Here is a 16,470-nt window from a genome sequence, read left to right as displayed (position 1 = left end):
ACGGGGTGTCCCCCTCCCCCCCCCCCCCCTTCCCCCCCCCCCCTCCCCCCCCCCCCCCCCCCCCCCCCCCCCCCCCCCCCCCCCAAGCCCGAGTCGCCGTGGGCACGTTGGCGGTACAAGGAGGGCCCGGGGCGCACCTCGCCGCACGCGGACACCAAGCTGGCCCGCTCGTTGCGCCGCTTCCCGCCCGACCGGCGCACGTGGTGGGACCACACCAAGGACTTCGTGGCGGGCGCGCCGCACCGGTAGGACGTGCGGGGCGGCCAGGCGGGCCGCCCCGACGCGTCGCCGGTCTACAGGTTGGGCAGCACCTCGTTCTCGAACAGGCGCAGGCTCTCCCACGCCAGCTCGGGCGGGATGCCGCCCATCATCGGGTGCAGGATCGCGAACGCCGCGTCGCCCTGGGCCTTGAGCTCGGCCACCAGGGTCTGGGGTGTGATCACCCGGTACTGACCGCCCGCGCGCAGTTCGTCGGCGTCGGTGACGCTCGCGTAGCCGCCCACACCCGACGTGCCCGCCTTCGCCATCGTCTCGCCGTAGGCGTTGACCTCGTGCAGCGCGTGCGGCGCGATCCTGTCCCAGTCCCGGTCGGGATCGTTCGAGAGGTGGAAGAAGCTGGTGTCGCCGCCGAAGTACGGGCCCGGGTCCTCCTCGCCGAGCTTGACCTTCTCGTCCCGGTAGAACTCCCAGATCGCCGGATTCGAGGGCATGAACCCGTCGGCGATCCGCGCGGCGCGGCGCGCGGCGGCCTCGACGCTGCCGCCGAGGATGATCGGCGGTCCGCCCTTCTGAAACGGCTCCGGGGTCACCCGCACGGTCCGGCCGCGGAACTCGAACTCCTCGCCCGTCCACGCCTTGCGCAGTGTCTCGACGGTCTCCACGGTGCGCTTGACCCGCTCGCGCATCGGCACGTCGTACATCGCGAACTCGGCGTCGACGTAGCCGTTGGTGAGCACCACGTTGACCCGGCCCTGGCTGAGCAGGTCGAGCACCGCGAGTTCCTCGGCCAGGTGCAGCGGGTCGTGCAGCGGCGCGGGTATCGCCGCGATGGTCACGCCCATGTTCCGGCTCCGCGCGGTGATCGCGGCGGCGAACTGGAGCGGGGCGGGCAGGTATCCGTCGGCGAAGCCGTGGTGCTCGGACAGCGTCACCATGAAGAACCCGTGCCGGTCGGCCCACTCGACCATGTCGAGTGCCGCCGCGTAGCGCTCCCCCATGCTCGTCCCGGCGAAAGCCGGATTGCGGAAGTCGAAACGCAGCGCGAACACAGCCATGCCGTACTCCTGTCCCCGGCGCCACCGCCGAGGTGATCGGCGCCGCACTCTCTGATGGGGCGTCAGGTTAGTCGCGCGGGTCGAGGAGAACCAGGGGCGGCGCGAACGAGCGCCGGCGGCGATCGGCCGATGCGGCCGGTCAGTCCCCGCGCAGCGCCCGGTCCAGCAGGACCCGCAGCGCGCGCCGGTCGGCGTCCGGCAGGCCGGTCAGCGGCGGGTCCTGGGCGAGGCCGGCGAACAGGCGCTCGCGCAGGTCGGCGCCGGCCGGGGTGAGCGCGATCAGCTTCGCGCGACGGTCGCCGGGATGCGGTCGGCGCTCGACCAGGCCGCGCTCCGCCAGCCGGTCCACCACGAAGGTCACGTTGGGCGGCTCGCAGCACATCCGCCGACCCAGTTCGCGCATGCCCAGCGGTTCGGCGAGTTCGTGCACCGCGTTCGCCTGGGACGCGGTCAGGCCGACCGCGCCGGCACACGCAGCGAAGTGCGCGTCCAGCCGTGCGGTGGCCGCGTAGAGCAGCGCGGTCAGTCCCGGCAGCTCGCCTTCCCCCGTGGTCATGGCCACACTCTAGCCGAACTTCGTTACAGCTCGAATGATTCGAGGTGTAACGTCGGCATGGAACTGACACGCCGTCAGTTCTCTTGGTCGTCCCGGGAGGCACCCGTCCATGTCCGCAATCCTGGCCGGCCGGATGGCCCTGGTCACCGGTGGCAGCGGCGGCATCGGCTCCGCGTGCGCGGCGCGGCTGCTGCGTGACGGCTGCTCGGTCACGCTCACCGCCCGCCGGGCCGACGCGCTCACCGAGACCGCCGAACGGCTGCGCGCGCAGGCCCCGGCCGGCACCGAGGTGCGCGTGGTCGCGGCGGACGTGTGCGGCACCGACGGGATCCGTACGGCGGTCCGCGTGGCGGGCCCCGAACTCGCCGTCTGCGTGGCCACGGTGGGCGGCGGGAGCACCGCGCCGATCCTGGCCATGGACGACGACGCGTTCCTGGCCGACCTGCACCGCAACACGCACAGCGCGTTCCTGGCGATCAAGTACGCCGCGCCCGTGATCGCCGCACGCGGCGGCGGCGCCATCGTGTGCGTGTCCTCGACCGCGGCCAAGCTGACCATGCCGTTCCTGAGCGGCTACGCGGCCGGGAAGGCGGGCCTGGAGGCCCTGGTCCGAGCCGCCGCGGACGAACTGGGCGCGGCCGGCGTCCGGGTCAACGCGGTCCGCCCCGGCCTGGTGCGCTCGCAGGAGGACGCCCGGATCTTCCGCGACGAGGAGATGCTCGCGCGCTTCCTGGCGAACAAGCCGCTGGGCCGCACCGGCCTGCCCGAGGACATCGCGGAGACCGTCCGCCACCTGGCCGGCCCGGAATCGTCCTGGACCACCGGCCAGAGCCTGGCCGTGGACGGCGGCAACGAACTGCGCCGGGCGCCGTCCTTCGAGAAGTACGCCCGGGCCGCGCTCGGCGACGCGGTGATCGACGCGGCGATCGCGGGACGCGACCCGTACGCCGCTTCACCCTGAACCATCCCCGAAACCCCTGCCCTACCCCCACCCCACTTCGAACGCGACGGAGCATCCGGATGACCACCGACGTGCAACTCTCCATCGGCCTGCCGAACTTCGGCACCTGGCCCGCCGACGACTGGCGCGGCTTCGTGGACGTCGGCCGGGCCGCCGACGACGCGGGCATCGACCGGATCGTCCTGGTCGACCACGTGGTGATGGGCCCCAACACGCACAACTACACGTGGGGTCGCTTCCCCACGCCGCCCGAGGCGGCCTGGCCCGAACCGCTCACGCTGCTCGCCGCGATCGCCGCGGTCACCTCGAACGTGCGCCTGGCCACCGGCATCCTGGTCGCCCCGCTGCGCGGCGCGACGCTGCTCGCCAAGACGGCGGCGACACTGGACCAGATCTCCGGCGGGCGGCTGGAACTGGGCGTGGCCACGGGGTGGCAGCGCGAGGAGTACGACGCGGCCGGGATCGACTGGGACGCGCGCGGACAACTGCTCACCGACACGCTCGCGGCGTGCAAGGCGCTGTGGACGAACCTGCCCGCGTCCTTCGCGTCCCCGACGGTGAACTTCACCGACGCCTATTGCGCGCCGCAGCCGGCGCAGCCCGGCGGTGTACCGCTGTGGATCGGCGGCACGCTGAACAAGCGAAACCTGGATCGCATCGTGCGCAGCGGCGACGGCTGGATTCCGATCATGGGCCTGCCCACCGCCGACATGGCCCGGGACGTGGTCCGTATCCGCGAGGCGCTCGCCGCGGCCGGTCGCGACCCGCGGGCGCTGGGTGTGCAGGGCCCGCTGCCGATGGTCAAGGACGACGCGGGACGGTTCGACCTGGCCCGCACGATGGCCGGTGCGGCCGAGGTGATCGCCGCCGGCGCGACCGCCGTGCACCTGCCCATCCAGGTGTTCTGTACCGGGCCCGAGGGCGCGCCCGCGTTCTTCGCCGAGGCCAGGGAGCTGTTCGACAAGGTGGTGTCCGGGCGCTGAGCCGCCCGCGGACGCGGCCGGCCACCTGGGGGCTTTACCCCGGCTTGGGGAAAGTTCGAGGTTTGCGGAACGTCGTCGGCGGGAGGGTCGTTGCCCTGGTCAGGGCGCGATACGGCGCCTTTGTCCAACGCGGGAGGGCCCTCCATGTCCGACGTCACGCTGCCCACCGGGGCCAACGCGCCCCTGACCGGCGACCGCGCCGAGGTCTCGATCGGGTGGGGCTCGGCCGACGTCGTGGACGTGTCCGCCGTGCTCCTGACCGACGCGCACAAGGTGCGCACCGACGAGGACCTGGTCTTCTTCAACAATCCGGTCGGCGGCGACGGGGCGGTGCGCACCGCGCCCGGGCCCTCGGGCACCACCCACGTCAGCGTCGAATTGGCCAAGCTGCCCGCAGAGATCGCCCGGGTGGTGGTCGTGGTCAGCTCGGACGCGGACCGCCCCGGGGCGACCCTGGGCCAGGTGCCGGGCCTGGGCGCGACCACCGTGTCCGGGGACGCGCGGATCGCCTACACGCCGGACGCCTTCGCCGGTGGCGAGACGGTCGCGGTCCTGGTCGAGTTGTACCGCCGCGGCGACGCGTGGAAGGTGCGCGCGGTGGGTCAGGGCTACGCGAGCGGACTCGCCGGGCTGGCGACCGACTTCGGCATCTCGGTCGAGGACGAGCCGGAGCCCGAGCCGGCCCCCGCGCCCGCCGCGCCGGCCCACGTGATGGTCAAGGAGCCCGCCGCGGCTCCCGCGCCGGCCGCGCCCGCGCCGATCTCGATGGCCAAGGAGCCGCTCGGCCGGGTCGACCTGGCCAAGGGCGGCCGCGCGACGATCAGCATGGACAAGGGCGACCGCTCGGTCACCGTCACCGCGTCCCTGGTCTGGGACGGCGGCAACGACGCGCGCCGCAAGACGGGCGCCGACCTGGACCTGTACGCGCTGTTCGTGCCCAGGTCGAAGGTGGGCGCCAAGAAGGGCGGCGACGGGGTGATCTACTACCGCGAGCTCGGCAGCCTGACCTCGGCGCCGTACATCCAACTGGACGGCGACTCGCGCGTCCCCGGCCGCGAGACGGTCCGGATCACCCGGCCGGACGAGCAGGGCTACGTGCTCATCTGCGCGTACAGCGCGGTCGAGAACGGCTTCGGCAGCTTCAAGTCCTACGGCGCGCACGCCGAGGTCACCGACGGCCAGGGTTCGACGGTGAACGTGCCGCTGTTCAACAACAAGCGCGCGGTGTTCTGGGTGGCCATCGCGCTGGTCGACTTCACCGACCCCGACGGCGTGTCGATCCAGCACGTGGAGAAGTACTCCAAGCTGATGCAGGAGCGTCGCCCGATGCTCTACGCGGACGGCACCTTCGAAATGGGCGCGGGTCCGGCGGAGTTCAAGACGGTGCGCTCGCCGCGCGAGCGCTGATCCCTCACCCGGTGGGTCGCTACCGCTCGGTCGTCGTGGCCGAGCGGTAGCCGGACCGGCCGGGCACCGACCGGGCATCGGGCTCCGGCCGGTGGTACGGCGGTGTGCGGCCTACTTGGCCGAGCGGTAGACGATCACCTTGTCGCCGACGCGCGTCTCGTTGAACAACCGCTGCACGAGACCCTTGTCCCGCACGTTCACGCAGCCGTGCGAGGCCCCGTTGTAGCCGCGGGCGGCGAAGTCGGCCGAGTAGTGCACGGCCTGGCCGCCGGAGAAGAACATCGCGAACGGCATCGGCGTGTGGTACAGCGTCGAAACGTGGTCGCGGCTCTTGAAGTTGATGCTGAACGCGCCCTCGCGGGTCGGCGTCTCGGCCGAGCCGAAGCGTACGTCGGTCGAGTACTGGGCCTTGCCGTCGATCACCCAGGTGAGGCGGTCGGTGCGCTTGTCGATGCAGATCGCCCGGCCGGTCAGGCACCGATCGTCCAGTCCGGCCTGCGGCTTGGGCGGGGCGGGCTTGGTGGTCGGCGGCTTGCTCGTCGGCGGCTTGGTGGTCGGCGGCTTGCTGCTGGTGGCGGGCTTGGCCGTGCTCTGGCTCGCCGACGGCGTGGCGCTGCTCGGCGCGCTGCTCGTGGGCGGGGCCGAGGTCGGGGCGGTGCTCTCGGGCGCCGGCGTCACCGGTGCGGAGGAGGAGGTCACGGGCAGCGGCGACTGCGCACCGGCCTTCGCGGTCGAATCGCTCGACGAGCCGGAGTTGCAGGCCGACAAGGCCAGGATCGCCGTCACGGTGACCGCGAGGGATATACGAGTCTTCTTCATCGAGTGGTGCCTCTCCCGACCCAAACCCAAATGTGGAGTGTTCCCCGAGTCGTGCTCCCTTGTAGACGCGGATGGGGCCCCAGAGGTTGCGTCCCTAGTTTGACCCATTCGGGTGAATGTTCAGCCGGACATGTCCTGCCGTGACCACTTCGGGATCGACCGGACGCAGGTCCGCGGCCCACGCGTCCAACGCGGCGCCGATCTCGCCCCCGGCCAGGGCCGCACCGATGCCCAGGCAACGCATCCCGGCCGCCTCCGCCGCCCGCACACCGCTCTCCGCGTCCTCCACCACCAGGCAGCGGTCCGGTCGTACGCCGAGCAGACCGGCCGCACGCAGGTAGCCCTCCGGGACCGGCTTGCCCTCGCGAACGTCCTCCGCGGTGACCATGTACACCGGTTCGGGCAGTTCCGCCGCGCGCAGTCGCCCGCTCGCCACCTTGCGGGTGCCCGACGTGACGATGGCCCAACGCGCCGCGGGCAGTGCGGCGAGCAGCCCGGCCGCACCGGGGATCGGGATGATGCCGGTGAATTCGCGCTCCTCGCGCTCGACGATCCACCCGGCCTCGACCTCGGCGTCCAGCGTGGGGGCGACCACGCGCACCAGGTCGATGTCGCGGCGGCCGTACGACGCCGCGACCGCCGCGTCCGGGTCCACGCCGCGATCGGCCGCCCACGCCCGCAGGATGCGTTCGATCAGCGGATGGGAGTCCACCAACACTCCGTCGAGATCGAACAGGATCGCGTCACAGTCGAGCGTGGTGCCGTCGTTCGCCATCCGAACAGGCTGTCAGGAACGGCGGCGGAGCGTCGAGGCCTTCCCGGCTCATGATCACGTCGGGTTGATCGATCACCCACATGGCTCAGCTATTGATCGAAATCGATCATCTTCGGACCTGGGTCAACGGCCCTCGTTGCCTAACTGTCACGTTTGCGCTGATCGTCACCGGCTAGGTGCTCACTACGGCCCGGACGCGCTCACCCCCAGGCGGCAATCATGTACTTGGTCCTCGCTCTGCTTGCACCGATCGTGATGTTCTTGCTGATACCCGGGCTCTCCTGGCTCGAGGACCGCATGTTGGGCTCGCTGACCCCGCCGCCGCCGACCCCGTTGCCCGTGCCCGTGCCGTCCACCGCGCGACCGGCGGTCGAACCCGCCGCGGTGGCCGCGGCCGCCATCCCGACCCCGCTGCCCACCGTGCCCCGGCCGGCCGGGCACACCGTGCGATCGGGTCGACCGCGGCACGCCCGTCGCTCGACCTCGCTGCTCGCCTACCGGCATCACATCGGCCGCCGGCGCCCGCCCCGAGCCCCGGTCTTCCGCTGACCGCCGGTCCCCCGTCCCGGAGCCGACCCTGAGTGAGTCCGCCGTGCCGCCGCCGGTGCGCATCGAGTCCGTACCGCCCGAACTGGGCTCCCCGCTGGGCGCCACACCGCTGTCCACACACGCCGACGTGTGGCACGTGTTGGGCAGCCGTACGGACGCGGTCCTCAAGCTCGCGACACCGGACGGCACCGCGGCGGCCAATCCGCGCTACTGGGCCCGGGAGGTCGAGGCGTACGAGAGCGGCTTCGCGCACAGCGTCTACGCCGACTTCGGGCTGACCGCGCCTCGGCGACTGCGCGCGGATCCGCGCGAGGACGGGTCGGTCGCGCTGTGGCTGGACTTCGTGCGCGGGCGGTCCGGAACCACGTGGAACGTCACCCGGTGGGCCGATTTCGCCCGGCGACTCGGCGCCGCGCAGGCCGTCCCCCGACCGGCCGGGCCCTCCTGGCTGTTCGAGCGCCCGCCGCCGGTCGGACCACTGGCCGCCCGGACCCTCGAACTGCCGTACGTGCCTTGCCATCTGAACCTGCGGCCGGTGGACCTGATCGCGCGCGACGAGGACGTCGTACTGCTCGACTGGTCGCACGCGGGCTATGGGCTGCCGGGTGAGGACCTGACCGGGTTGATCCTGGCGCACGCGGCCGATCCCGAGCTGGCCGCGACCCTGGACGCCACGCTGCCGGCCGAGTACGCGCGGGGCGCGGAACGGGCCGAGGCGGACGTGCGGATCGCGATCGCGGCGACGGCGCCCGCGAAGTACGGACCCGGTGCGGACGCGGCGACCCGGCGGATGTTGCGGAAGTGGACCGAGGACGCGGTGGGCCGTTGATCCGGGTTCCCTGCCGCGCCCGGCGCACCGGCCCGAGGGTCGGGGCGGCCGGGGCAGCGGGTGCGGCCGGGCGGTCGGTGCGGTCGATTCAGCGGCGCGACCTGCGGATCGCCCAGATCAGGACGAGCACGGTCGCGACCGCGGCGGCGGCGGCCGGCACCGGGCGCCGGCGGATCTCCGCCGAGCCGGTGAGGGTCGCGTGCCGGAGCGGGTCCGGGGTGTGGTCGAAGATTTGGTTGCCGGCGGTGTGTCCGACCTCGACGGTGCGGTCCTTGGCGTGTCCGACCCGGTCACCGGCCAGCTCGCGGGCCTGACCGGCCTTGTGCACGGCCGCGTCCTTGAGCTCCTCGGCGCGGTGTCCGGCCGATTGCTTGAGTTCCTCGGCGCGGTGTCCGGCCGCTTCCTTGAGCTCTCCGGCCCGGTGCTCGACGGCTTCCTTGGCCTGCTCGGCGCGGTGTCCGGCCGCTTCGATGAGCTCTTCGGCGCGGTGGCCGACCGCCTCCTTGGCCTTCGCGGTCTTGTGTCGGGCCGTCTCCTTGGCCTGCTCGACCCGCTGCCGCGCGGCGTCCTTGGCGTGCTCGGTTCGGTCCTGGACGGCGTCCTTGGCCTGCTCGGCCCGATCGCGGGCGGCCTTCCTGGCCTGCCCGGCCCCCTCCCGCGCGGCGTCCTTCGCTTGCCCGGCCCGGTCACGGGCGGCGTCCTTGGCCTCCCCGGCCCGGTCGCGGACGGTGCCCGCGGCCTGTTCGACGGCTTCGCCGGCCGCCGCTTCGAGCCGTTCGGCCCGGCGTCGGGCCCGCCCCGCGGCACGGTCGGTTCCTCGGCCGACCTGCTCCGCGGCCTCACCCACCTTGCGGTGCACCGTCTCGGGCGGCTCGGCCTGGGTCAACTCCTCCACCGCGTGATCCAATTGCTCACGTTTGCGGCTCAGCGTCGGCTCCTGCTGCGGGAGTGCGCTCTGCGTGGGTGATTCGACGGCGGGGGGAAGGACGGTCGGGAACGCGGCGACCTCGTCGGGATCGCGCGACGCGGACCTGCCGCCGGAGTCTCGGCCTGGGGTACTCATCGGTGCGTACTCCTCTTCACGGTCTCGATGTCCTCGCGTCACCGCCGAGGACCGCGCCTGGCGCCTGCCCCGGGGGCGCCCGGTCATTCGTCCTCGGCGGGCCTTCGACGGCCGGGGCCGTCTCCCCGATCCTGCCGGGGGCGCAGACCCGGCAGGACCGAGGACACGGCCCCGGCGTTCGCATTCGTCGATGCCGGATTCGGTGTCTCGTGGCCGAGGCTAGAAACAACCGGGCCGAGGATCCGGGAATGTCACCCGGATGCGCGGCTCGGCGTGTCCGACCGATTCACCCGATCGGCCGCTCCGCGCGGGACCCGACACACGGTTCCCGGTGCCCCGAGCGAACCGAACGGGCAGGCCGACGGTGCTCAGCCCGCGTTCCCCCGAAAACCCGATGCCGACGACCCGATCCGGGTCCGGGCCGGCCGCGGCGGCTTGTCGTGGAAGACACAGTCGCCGCACGTACCGCCCCCGGGGATCCGGTAGTACAGGCAGCACGTGGTGCGGCGGAACGCGCCGAGCGCACCGTGCAGGCCGGTTCCACGCAACCGGCCTGCGGCCAACAGGCCGTCGGCGAACACGCGTGTGGTCGCCACGAGTTCCGGCTCGGTCGGAGCCAGGTGCCGGTGCAACACGCGGGCCGCGCCGACCAGGGCCGACGCGGCGTTGCCCCACAGCAGCCGCTCGGCGACCGGCACCACCGCTCGGGTCGCCCCGGCGAGCGGCACCAGATGCCCGACCAGCACCGCGTCGTGCAGCTGCTCGATCCCCGAGCGATCGTCCGGCACCGGCGCCGGCTCCGGATCGGGCGCCCACAACTCGACCGGCCCGGCGTCCGGGAAGCGCCAGTACGTCCGGGCCGGATCCAGGTCGGGCACCACCCGGCCGAGCACCGCCGCACCCAGTGCCACCGACCACAGCCGCGAGGCCACGCCCAGATACAGGATCGACGCGGCGACACGCGGTTCCTCGGTCCGCAGCCGGGCCCGTACGTGCTCCACCCGGGCCGCCCACGCGGCGGGCGCGGCCGGGTCGTACAGCTCGGCCAACGGCCGAAAGCCCGCGCCGTCGGTGATCGGTCCGGTCCGCAGCTCGAAGTAGGGCCCCACGTCGGCGAGCCGGCGCAGCGGCCCGCCGCCGTGGGACCGCGACCGCCCGCCGGTCAGCGGCTGTCGCCCGGACGCCACAACACATCACCCGCACCGTCGGCGTTGGCCCGCCGGGCGAGGACGAACAGCAGGTCGGACAACCGGTTGAGGTAGCGCGCGGTGAGCGGGTTGACGGTCGCGGCACCGCCTGCCGTCGCCCGCTCGTCCGCCTCGATCAGCGCCCAGGTCGAGCGCTCGGCACGTCGGGCCGAGGTGCGGGCCACGTGCAGCAGGGCCGCGGCCGGGCTGCCGCCGGGCAGTACGAAGGAACGCAGCGCGGCCAGTTCCGCGTTGAACGCGTCGCAGTGCTCCTCCAGCCGGGCCACGTCCGCCTCGGTGATCCGCAGCCGGGTGTCCCCCTCGGCGATCGGCGCGCACAGGTCGGCGCCGACGTCGAACAGGTCGTGCTGCAGTTGCGCCAGTACCGCGCGCGTCTGCGGTTGCGGGTCGCCGAGCGCGAGCACGACCCCGATCGCCGCGTTGGTCTCGTCCGTGTCGGCGTACGCCGCCAACCTCGGATCGGTCTTGCGCGTACGGGAGTTGTCGCCCAGCGCGGTCGTGCCGGCATCGCCGGTACGGGTGTAGATCCGGCTCAAAACCAAGGACATGGTCGGCACCGGCCTCTCTCGGGGAAATCCGCCCCGGTTGGTGAGGTGGCGACGACGTGAGTCTCCTGGCTCTCGGATCATCGCTCCTCCCGGCCTTCCGACCCGTCTCGGGGCCGTGGCCGGTTCGGGAGTCGCTCCCCGATCACAGTGGCGGGACCGCGCCGGATTCACACCGGCTTCCTCGTACCGCCGTCGCCTTGCGCCTCCCACCATGACACGCGCGACGGGCCCGGTCCACCGTCGGATCCGGACCACGCGTGCGGGTGAAGCTTGCCGCCGGTCCGCGCGCCGAGCCCCGGACCGGCGCGGGTAAAGCCCAGGATCGGATTCCGAGAGCGGCTCCCTCGGCCGGCGTCGGCCCGGCGGTATCGGCGCCGAAGGGTGCCGACGGGCGCCGGAGGGTGCCGGTGAGTCGATCCGCGATCCGGCCGTGCCGGGAAATCAGTGCCGGAGGTATGCGTGTCCACGGTGTCCGGAACACCTGAACCAGCCGGTCCGACGCGTCGGGTGGGTCGGGCATGTCGGGTGGGTCGGGTAGGTCGGGTACGTCGAGCGGGCGTGCTCCTGGCGTGTTGTGTGTCGCTGTTCGGAGCCGGGTCGGGGCATCCAGCCGCCTGTGCGGGGTGGTTCGGCCCCGAGGGGATGCATCTCGCCTCCTCCGTACCGCTCTTCGATGCCGGCTCGGCGCGACCGACTCCTTCCGCTGCGGACTTCGACGCCGGGTCGGGACATACCGCCCCGCCCGCCGGACCCCTCGGCGCGGGGACGGCAGGCCCCACCCCATCCGCATCGCTGTTGAGCGCCGGCGCCGGGCGCCCCGTCGGGTCCGGCGACCGGGTGCGGTCCAGGGACCAGCCCGAGCCGAACCTGCCACCCGTCCCGCGTGCCGTCGCCGATCGGGTGGGCACTCGCGCCGGGCAGTCGGTGGACGTCCCGGTCCTGGCCGGCGACTCCGGCGAAGGGCTGGTCGTGCTGTCGTACACCAATCCCGAACACGGCCTGGTGCTCCAGCCGGACGAGCGGGGCGACGCGAATTCGGTGCTGCGGTACACGCCGGGGCCGGGCTTCACCGGACGCGACAACTTTCGCTACACGATCGTCGACCGGCTCGGCCGCGAGGCCACCGCGAGCGTGCGGATCGACGTGGCGGCCGGCCCCGGTGCGTCCGGCCGGCCGGTCGAGACCCGGGCGGGCAAGCTCGGCGTCCATCGCGGCGTCGACGAACTCCGCGCGCCCTCCGCCGCGTCGGCGGCGCGTCCGCGCGCCGGGATCGATCCGGGCGGCGGGTCGCTGCTCGTGGCCTTCCTCGGCTCGGCCCTGCTCGGGGCGGGTGTCCTGGCCTTCGTCGCCCACCGGCGGCCGGGCCGGCGGCGGCCCGGCTGAGCGGACCCGGGTCGCTTCGATCAACCGTTCGGGGTTCCGTGCCCGGATCGGCGGCTGTTCCGGGGTTCTTCGGTCTGATCGCCCTTCCGGGGCTCTTCCCCCGATCGGCTGCTCCGGGGTTCTTCGGTCTGATGGCCCTTCCCAGGCTCGTCACCCCGATCGGCCCCTCCGGGCCTCCTCGGTCCGGCCGGTGTCGCCCCGGTCAGCCCTTCCGGGCCTCCTGGGTGAGCTGGTAGAGCCCGTACAGCAGCTCGGCGATGCCGACGATCAGCAACACGACACCGATCTTCCCGAGCGCGACCACCGGTGTGTCCACGTCGTCCGCGAACAGCTTCAGGGCTCCGCCCACCACCGCGCTCAACAGGCCGGCCGTCAACGAGCCGCGTGCCTTCGCCACGGTCTTCCTCCTCCACTCGACCTGCGGGTACGGCTATGAGGCTAGGTCCGGGCCCCGGCCCGGCACGCCCTCCGCGGGAACGAACCGGCGTACACACTTCGGCCTAGGCCCTGTCCGGGTTCGCCGCGGCCGGTGGGTTCGTCGGGGCCTCCGGGAATGGGGGCGGGCCCCACCCCCGGAGGGCGGCCAGCCCCATGGGCACGCCCGTTGCACGCTCCTAGCGTGGATCCGGTGCCGTGAACGGGGAGCGGCCGGAACGGCGGAGGGACGAACGTGAGCGGGCGACCGACACGGCCACGACACACGATCGGGGACGAGCGGGAGGGTGCCGGGGCACCGGCCGTCCGGCTCGACGCGGTGCGCAAGGTGTACGGCAAGGGCTCGGCCCAGGTCGCCGCCCTCGACGGGGTCACCCTCGCCTTCGAACACGGGTCGTTCACCGCCGTGATGGGTCCGTCCGGCTCCGGCAAGAGCACCTTCCTGCACTGCGCGGCCGGCCTGGACCGACCCACGTCGGGCACGGTCGCGGTGGCCGGCCGAGACCTCGCCGAGCTGAACGAGAACGCGCTGACCAGGCTCCGTCGGGAGCGGATCGGTTTCGTCTTCCAGGCGTTCAACCTGCTGCCCACCCTCACGGTGGAGCAGAACATCACGCTGCCGCTGCGGTTCGCGGCCAAGCGCGCCGACCATCGGCGGATCCCCGAGGTGATCGCGCGCGTCGGCCTGACCGACCGCGCCCGGCACCGGCCGCACGAGTTGTCCGGCGGCCGGCAACAACGAGTGGCGATCGCCCGCGCGCTGGCCGTGCGCCCCGCCGTGCTGTTCGCGGACGAGCCGACGGGGGCGTTGGACACCCGGACGGCGGCCGAGGTGCTGGGTCTGCTTCGGGAGTCCGTGCGAACCGACGGCCAGACCATCGTGATGGTCACGCACGATCCGATCGCCGCATCCTTCGCCGACCACGTGGTCTTCCTCGCCGACGGCCGGATCGCCGACCGGCTGGACGCGCCGACCGTGGACGCGATCGCCGAACGCATGACCCACCTGGGCGCGTTCGCGAAAGCCCCGCTCCCGGGTGGGCGGCCGACGTTCGGCGGGATCCGCTGATGTGGGGGCTCGCACTGCGCACGTTGCGCTTCCGGGCCGGTGGCTTCGTCGCCACCTTCGTCGCGCTGTGCCTCGGCGCGACCGTGGTGATGGCCTGCGGCGGGCTGCTCGAGACCGGCGTACGCAACAACGCGCCACCGCAACGCCTGGCCCAAGCCTCGCTGTTGGTGATCGGTGATCCCACCTTCACCGGCCCACGCGACGGATCCGGGGACCGGGAGCGGGACTTCGCCCTGGCCGAGCGGGTGCCGTTGGACGCGCGGCTCGTGGATCGGGTGCGGGGCCTGGAGGGTGTGCGCGCGGCGGTCGGCGAACGCACCTTCGAGACCGCGCTGACCGGCGCCGGCGGCAGTCGCAAGGCACAGGGGCACGCCTGGGAGTCGGCGGCGCTGACGCCGTACGCGCTCACCCGAGGGGCCGCGCCGATCGGGCCGGACGAGGTGGTCCTGGATGCCGCGCTCGCGCGCCGCGCGGGCGTCGCCGTGGGCGATCGGGTCGAGATCGCCGCACACGGCGGCTCGGCCGCGTACCGGGTCACCGGCATCGCGCAGCCGGCGCGTACCGTCCCGCGGGCCACCATGTTCTTCGCGGCGGCCGAGGCCGAGCGGCTCGCGGCACCCGCCGGCACCATCGCCGACATCGCGATCGTGGCCGACCCGGGCGCCGATCTCGGCGCGCTGCGCAAGCGGGTCGCCGGCGCGTTGAACGAGGACCGGGCCAGAATCCTCGCCGGCGACGATCGCGGCGCGGTCGAGTACCCCGAGATTTTGGCGGACAAGTCCGACCTGATCTCGCTGGCGGGCGTCTTCGGCGGGCTGGCCGTCGCGGTCGCGGTGTTCGTGGTGGCCGGCACGATCGGGCTGTCCGTACAGCAGCGCCGCCGCGAGTTCGCGTTGATGCGCGCGATCGGCGCGACACCGCGTCAGCTGCGCAGGATGTTGCTCGGCGAGACGTTCCTGGTGACCGTGCTCGCGGCGGGCGTCGCGTGGTTCACCGGACCCGCCGCCGGTCGGGTGCTCTTCGACCGACTGGTGGCGTCCGGCATGGTCGCCGAGACGGTGCGGTTCGAGCAGGGCTGGATCCCGGCGGTCGCGGCGGCGGGCGCGGTGCTGCTGACCGCACTGGTCGGCGGCTTCATCGGCGCGCGGCGCACGGTGACCGCGAAGCCGACCGAAGCGCTCGCCGAATCCGCGCTCCAGCAGCGCTGGTTCAACTGGTTCCGATTCGTGCTCGCGCTGATCGCGCTGGCCGGCGCCACCGCACTGGGCCTGGTCACCGTGCTCGTCCTGGAGGGCCCGATCGCCGGGAGTACGGCGGGCCCGGCGGTGATCTGCGCCGCGATCGGCCTGGCCCTGCTCGCCCCCGGCCTGACCAAGCTGCTCACCTGGGTGTTGTCCCTTCCGCTCGGCGCGCTGACCGGCGAGTCCGGCCGGATCGCGATGCTCGGCTCACGGATCACCTCGGTGCGGACGGCCGCCGTGGTGACGCCGATCATGCTCGCGGTGGCGATCAGCACCGGCCAGTTGTACCTGCAGACCACCACGACCACGCACGCCGAGCGGGTGTACACGGAAAGCCTGCGCGCCGACGCCGTGCTGACCGGTGCGGGCGGCGGTCTCGACCCGGCTCTGGCCGAGCGGGTACGGAGCATTCCGGGCGTCGCGAGCGCGAGCGCGTACGCCGCGAGCGAAGGCTTCATCGAGCAGCCGCGGACCGCGCCGGACGGTCGGCACGGCCTGCAACTCCAGGGTGTGGATGCCGAGTTCGGCCTTTCCGCCACGGCTGTGACGGCCACCTCCGGGTCGTTGTCCGAGTTGCGCGGCAATACCGTGGCAATCCCTCGGGGTCTGGCCCGGTCGATCCATCGCGGGCTCGGTGACACGGTCCGCGTGCGGCTGGGCGACGGCGCTTCGGTGGACGTGCGCGTGGTCGCGCTGTTCGAGAGCCGGCCGGGCTACGACTCGCTGCTGCTGCCGGTGTCCCTGCTCGCGCCGCACACCACGAACGGGCTGCCCGCGCAGATCCTGGTGCGCGCGGCCGAGGGCACCGACCCCGACCGGCTGGTCGCCTCGCTCGGGGCATGGGCCAAGGAGCATCCGGGCGTTCGGGCCGCCTCCCGGGACGCGCTGCTGGAGACGCACGCCGAGGAGTCCAAGACCCAGGCCTGGGCCAACTACCTGATCATCGGCATGCTGACCCTCTACACCACGCTGGCCCTGATCAACTCGCTGATCCTGGCCACGCACAACCGGCGCCGCGAGTTCGGCCTGCAACGCCTGAACGGCGCGACCCGCGGCCAGATCATGCACATGGCCGCGGTCGAGGCCACGCTCACCACGCTGATCGGCGTGATCCTGGGCACGGCCGCGGCGGCCGCGGCGGTGATCCCCTACAGCCTCTCGCTCACCGACTCCTGGCTCCCCACCGGCCCGATCACCATCTACACGACCGTGGTCGCCACAGCGGCCACACTCACCTTCGCGGCCACCCTCCTGCCCACCTGGAACGCCCTGCGCACGAACCCGGTCACGGCGGCCCAGGCCTGACGGAGCGAGGGCGCGTTCGGAAGCCGGCTCCCACCACCACCCGGGCAGCCCCATCGACGCGACGA

16 protein-coding genes and 1 riboswitch are annotated in these 16,470 nt (G+C 73.2%); of the genes, 8 read left to right on the top strand and 8 right to left on the bottom strand.

What is annotated here, in order from left to right; translation table 11 throughout:
- Positions 1-293: 293 nt before the first annotated feature.
- On the bottom strand, positions 294-1,274 hold the full coding sequence (locus ACZ4FV_RS13065) for an LLM class flavin-dependent oxidoreductase (protein ID WP_395866755.1): 981 nt from the start codon (positions 1,272-1,274) through the stop codon (positions 294-296).
- Between the two features lie 139 nt (positions 1,275-1,413).
- Entirely contained in the window at positions 1,414-1,830 is a 417-nt protein-coding gene (locus ACZ4FV_RS13060) for a MarR family winged helix-turn-helix transcriptional regulator (protein ID WP_395866753.1), read from the bottom strand.
- A gap of 109 nt (positions 1,831-1,939) precedes the next feature.
- Here ACZ4FV_RS13060 and ACZ4FV_RS13055 point away from each other — a divergent pair, with 109 nt between their 5' ends.
- The 3 genes from ACZ4FV_RS13055 to ACZ4FV_RS13045 all read left to right on the top strand — a co-directional run bounded on the left by ACZ4FV_RS13055 (position 1,940) and on the right by ACZ4FV_RS13045 (position 5,181).
- On the top strand, positions 1,940-2,791 hold the full coding sequence (locus ACZ4FV_RS13055) for an SDR family NAD(P)-dependent oxidoreductase (protein WP_402234486.1): 852 nt from the start codon (positions 1,940-1,942) through the stop codon (positions 2,789-2,791).
- A 59-nt stretch (positions 2,792-2,850) separates the two neighbouring features.
- Positions 2,851-3,774, top strand: a complete 924-nt coding sequence (locus ACZ4FV_RS13050) for a TIGR03619 family F420-dependent LLM class oxidoreductase (protein ID WP_465322641.1) — start codon at positions 2,851-2,853, stop codon at positions 3,772-3,774.
- A gap of 144 nt (positions 3,775-3,918) precedes the next feature.
- Entirely contained in the window at positions 3,919-5,181 is a 1,263-nt protein-coding gene (locus ACZ4FV_RS13045) for a TerD family protein (protein WP_395866747.1), read from the top strand.
- A gap of 111 nt (positions 5,182-5,292) precedes the next feature.
- On the opposite strand, the gene ACZ4FV_RS13040 is transcribed toward ACZ4FV_RS13045, so the two are convergent.
- Both ACZ4FV_RS13040 and ACZ4FV_RS13035 read right to left on the bottom strand, forming a co-directional pair.
- A complete protein-coding gene (locus ACZ4FV_RS13040; protein WP_395866745.1) occupies positions 5,293-6,000 on the bottom strand; it encodes a L,D-transpeptidase in 708 nt (235 codons plus the stop codon).
- A 94-nt stretch (positions 6,001-6,094) separates the two neighbouring features.
- Entirely contained in the window at positions 6,095-6,775 is a 681-nt protein-coding gene (locus ACZ4FV_RS13035; protein WP_465322640.1) for an HAD-IA family hydrolase, read from the bottom strand.
- Positions 6,776-7,036: 261 nt separating this feature from the next.
- Between ACZ4FV_RS13035 and ACZ4FV_RS13030 the strand changes: the two genes are divergently transcribed.
- Together ACZ4FV_RS13030 and ACZ4FV_RS13025 are read left to right on the top strand one after the other, a co-directional pair.
- Positions 7,037-7,324 carry a hypothetical protein gene (locus ACZ4FV_RS13030; RefSeq protein ID WP_402234480.1) on the top strand — a complete coding sequence of 96 codons (288 nt, stop codon included), beginning with the start codon at positions 7,037-7,039 and terminating at the stop codon, positions 7,322-7,324.
- Between the two features lie 43 nt (positions 7,325-7,367).
- Positions 7,368-8,153 (top strand): phosphotransferase, encoded by a 786-nt coding sequence (locus tag ACZ4FV_RS13025; RefSeq protein ID WP_395866739.1) that lies wholly within the window; start codon positions 7,368-7,370, stop codon positions 8,151-8,153.
- A gap of 88 nt (positions 8,154-8,241) precedes the next feature.
- Here ACZ4FV_RS13025 and ACZ4FV_RS13020 read toward each other — a convergent pair whose 3' ends face one another.
- From ACZ4FV_RS13020 to ACZ4FV_RS13010, 3 genes are all read right to left on the bottom strand, one after another.
- Entirely contained in the window at positions 8,242-9,216 is a 975-nt protein-coding gene (locus tag ACZ4FV_RS13020; RefSeq protein WP_465322639.1) for a hypothetical protein, read from the bottom strand.
- Between the two features lie 368 nt (positions 9,217-9,584).
- Positions 9,585-10,403, bottom strand: a complete 819-nt coding sequence (locus ACZ4FV_RS13015) for a (2Fe-2S)-binding protein (protein ID WP_465322638.1) — start codon at positions 10,401-10,403, stop codon at positions 9,585-9,587.
- Positions 10,379-10,972, bottom strand: coding sequence for a cob(I)yrinic acid a,c-diamide adenosyltransferase (locus ACZ4FV_RS13010; protein ID WP_395866733.1), 594 nt, complete (start codon positions 10,970-10,972; stop codon positions 10,379-10,381). The genes ACZ4FV_RS13015 and ACZ4FV_RS13010 overlap by 25 nt, the downstream gene beginning before the upstream one ends.
- 58 nt (positions 10,973-11,030) lie before the next feature.
- A riboswitch (cobalamin riboswitch) is annotated at positions 11,031-11,155 on the bottom strand.
- Between the two features lie 654 nt (positions 11,156-11,809).
- Here ACZ4FV_RS13010 and ACZ4FV_RS13005 point away from each other — a divergent pair.
- Positions 11,810-12,355 carry an Ig-like domain-containing protein gene (locus tag ACZ4FV_RS13005; protein ID WP_395866731.1) on the top strand — a complete coding sequence of 182 codons (546 nt, stop codon included), beginning with the start codon at positions 11,810-11,812 and terminating at the stop codon, positions 12,353-12,355.
- A gap of 202 nt (positions 12,356-12,557) precedes the next feature.
- Here ACZ4FV_RS13005 and ACZ4FV_RS13000 read toward each other — a convergent pair whose 3' ends face one another.
- On the bottom strand, positions 12,558-12,752 hold the full coding sequence (locus ACZ4FV_RS13000; protein ID WP_395866729.1) for a DUF5708 family protein: 195 nt from the start codon (positions 12,750-12,752) through the stop codon (positions 12,558-12,560).
- Positions 12,753-13,025: 273 nt separating this feature from the next.
- Between ACZ4FV_RS13000 and ACZ4FV_RS12995 the strand changes: the two genes are divergently transcribed.
- Both ACZ4FV_RS12995 and ACZ4FV_RS12990 read left to right on the top strand, forming a co-directional pair.
- Positions 13,026-13,859 (top strand): ABC transporter ATP-binding protein, encoded by an 834-nt coding sequence (locus ACZ4FV_RS12995; protein ID WP_402234472.1) that lies wholly within the window; start codon positions 13,026-13,028, stop codon positions 13,857-13,859.
- Positions 13,859-16,405 (top strand): FtsX-like permease family protein, encoded by a 2,547-nt coding sequence (locus tag ACZ4FV_RS12990; protein WP_465322637.1) that lies wholly within the window; start codon positions 13,859-13,861, stop codon positions 16,403-16,405. Before ACZ4FV_RS12995 ends, ACZ4FV_RS12990 begins: the two co-directional genes overlap by 1 nt.
- Positions 16,406-16,470 lie beyond the last annotated feature (65 nt).

This window comes from Embleya sp. NPDC025285 (assembly GCF_055558835.1).
This window is presented reverse-complemented; position numbering and strand designations above follow the sequence as displayed.

Excerpts from the sequence above, each read along its gene's own strand:
- ACZ4FV_RS13065 (WP_395866755.1), bottom strand. The coding sequence starts at position 1,274 with ATGGCTGTGTTCGCGCTGCGTTTCGACTTCCGCAATCCGGCTTTCGCC.
- ACZ4FV_RS13060 (WP_395866753.1), bottom strand. The coding sequence starts at position 1,830 with ATGACCACGGGGGAAGGCGAGCTGCCGGGACTGACCGCGCTGCTCTAC.
- ACZ4FV_RS13055 (WP_402234486.1), top strand. The coding sequence starts at position 1,940 with ATGTCCGCAATCCTGGCCGGCCGGATGGCCCTGGTCACCGGTGGCAGC.
- ACZ4FV_RS13050 (WP_465322641.1), top strand. The coding sequence starts at position 2,851 with ATGACCACCGACGTGCAACTCTCCATCGGCCTGCCGAACTTCGGCACC.
- ACZ4FV_RS13045 (WP_395866747.1), top strand. The coding sequence starts at position 3,919 with ATGTCCGACGTCACGCTGCCCACCGGGGCCAACGCGCCCCTGACCGGC.
- ACZ4FV_RS13040 (WP_395866745.1), bottom strand. The coding sequence starts at position 6,000 with ATGAAGAAGACTCGTATATCCCTCGCGGTCACCGTGACGGCGATCCTG.
- ACZ4FV_RS13035 (WP_465322640.1), bottom strand. The coding sequence starts at position 6,775 with ATGGCGAACGACGGCACCACGCTCGACTGTGACGCGATCCTGTTCGAT.
- ACZ4FV_RS13020 (WP_465322639.1), bottom strand. The coding sequence starts at position 9,216 with ATGAGTACCCCAGGCCGAGACTCCGGCGGCAGGTCCGCGTCGCGCGAT.
- ACZ4FV_RS13010 (WP_395866733.1), bottom strand. The coding sequence starts at position 10,972 with ATGTCCTTGGTTTTGAGCCGGATCTACACCCGTACCGGCGATGCCGGC.
- ACZ4FV_RS12990 (WP_465322637.1), top strand. The coding sequence starts at position 13,859 with ATGTGGGGGCTCGCACTGCGCACGTTGCGCTTCCGGGCCGGTGGCTTC.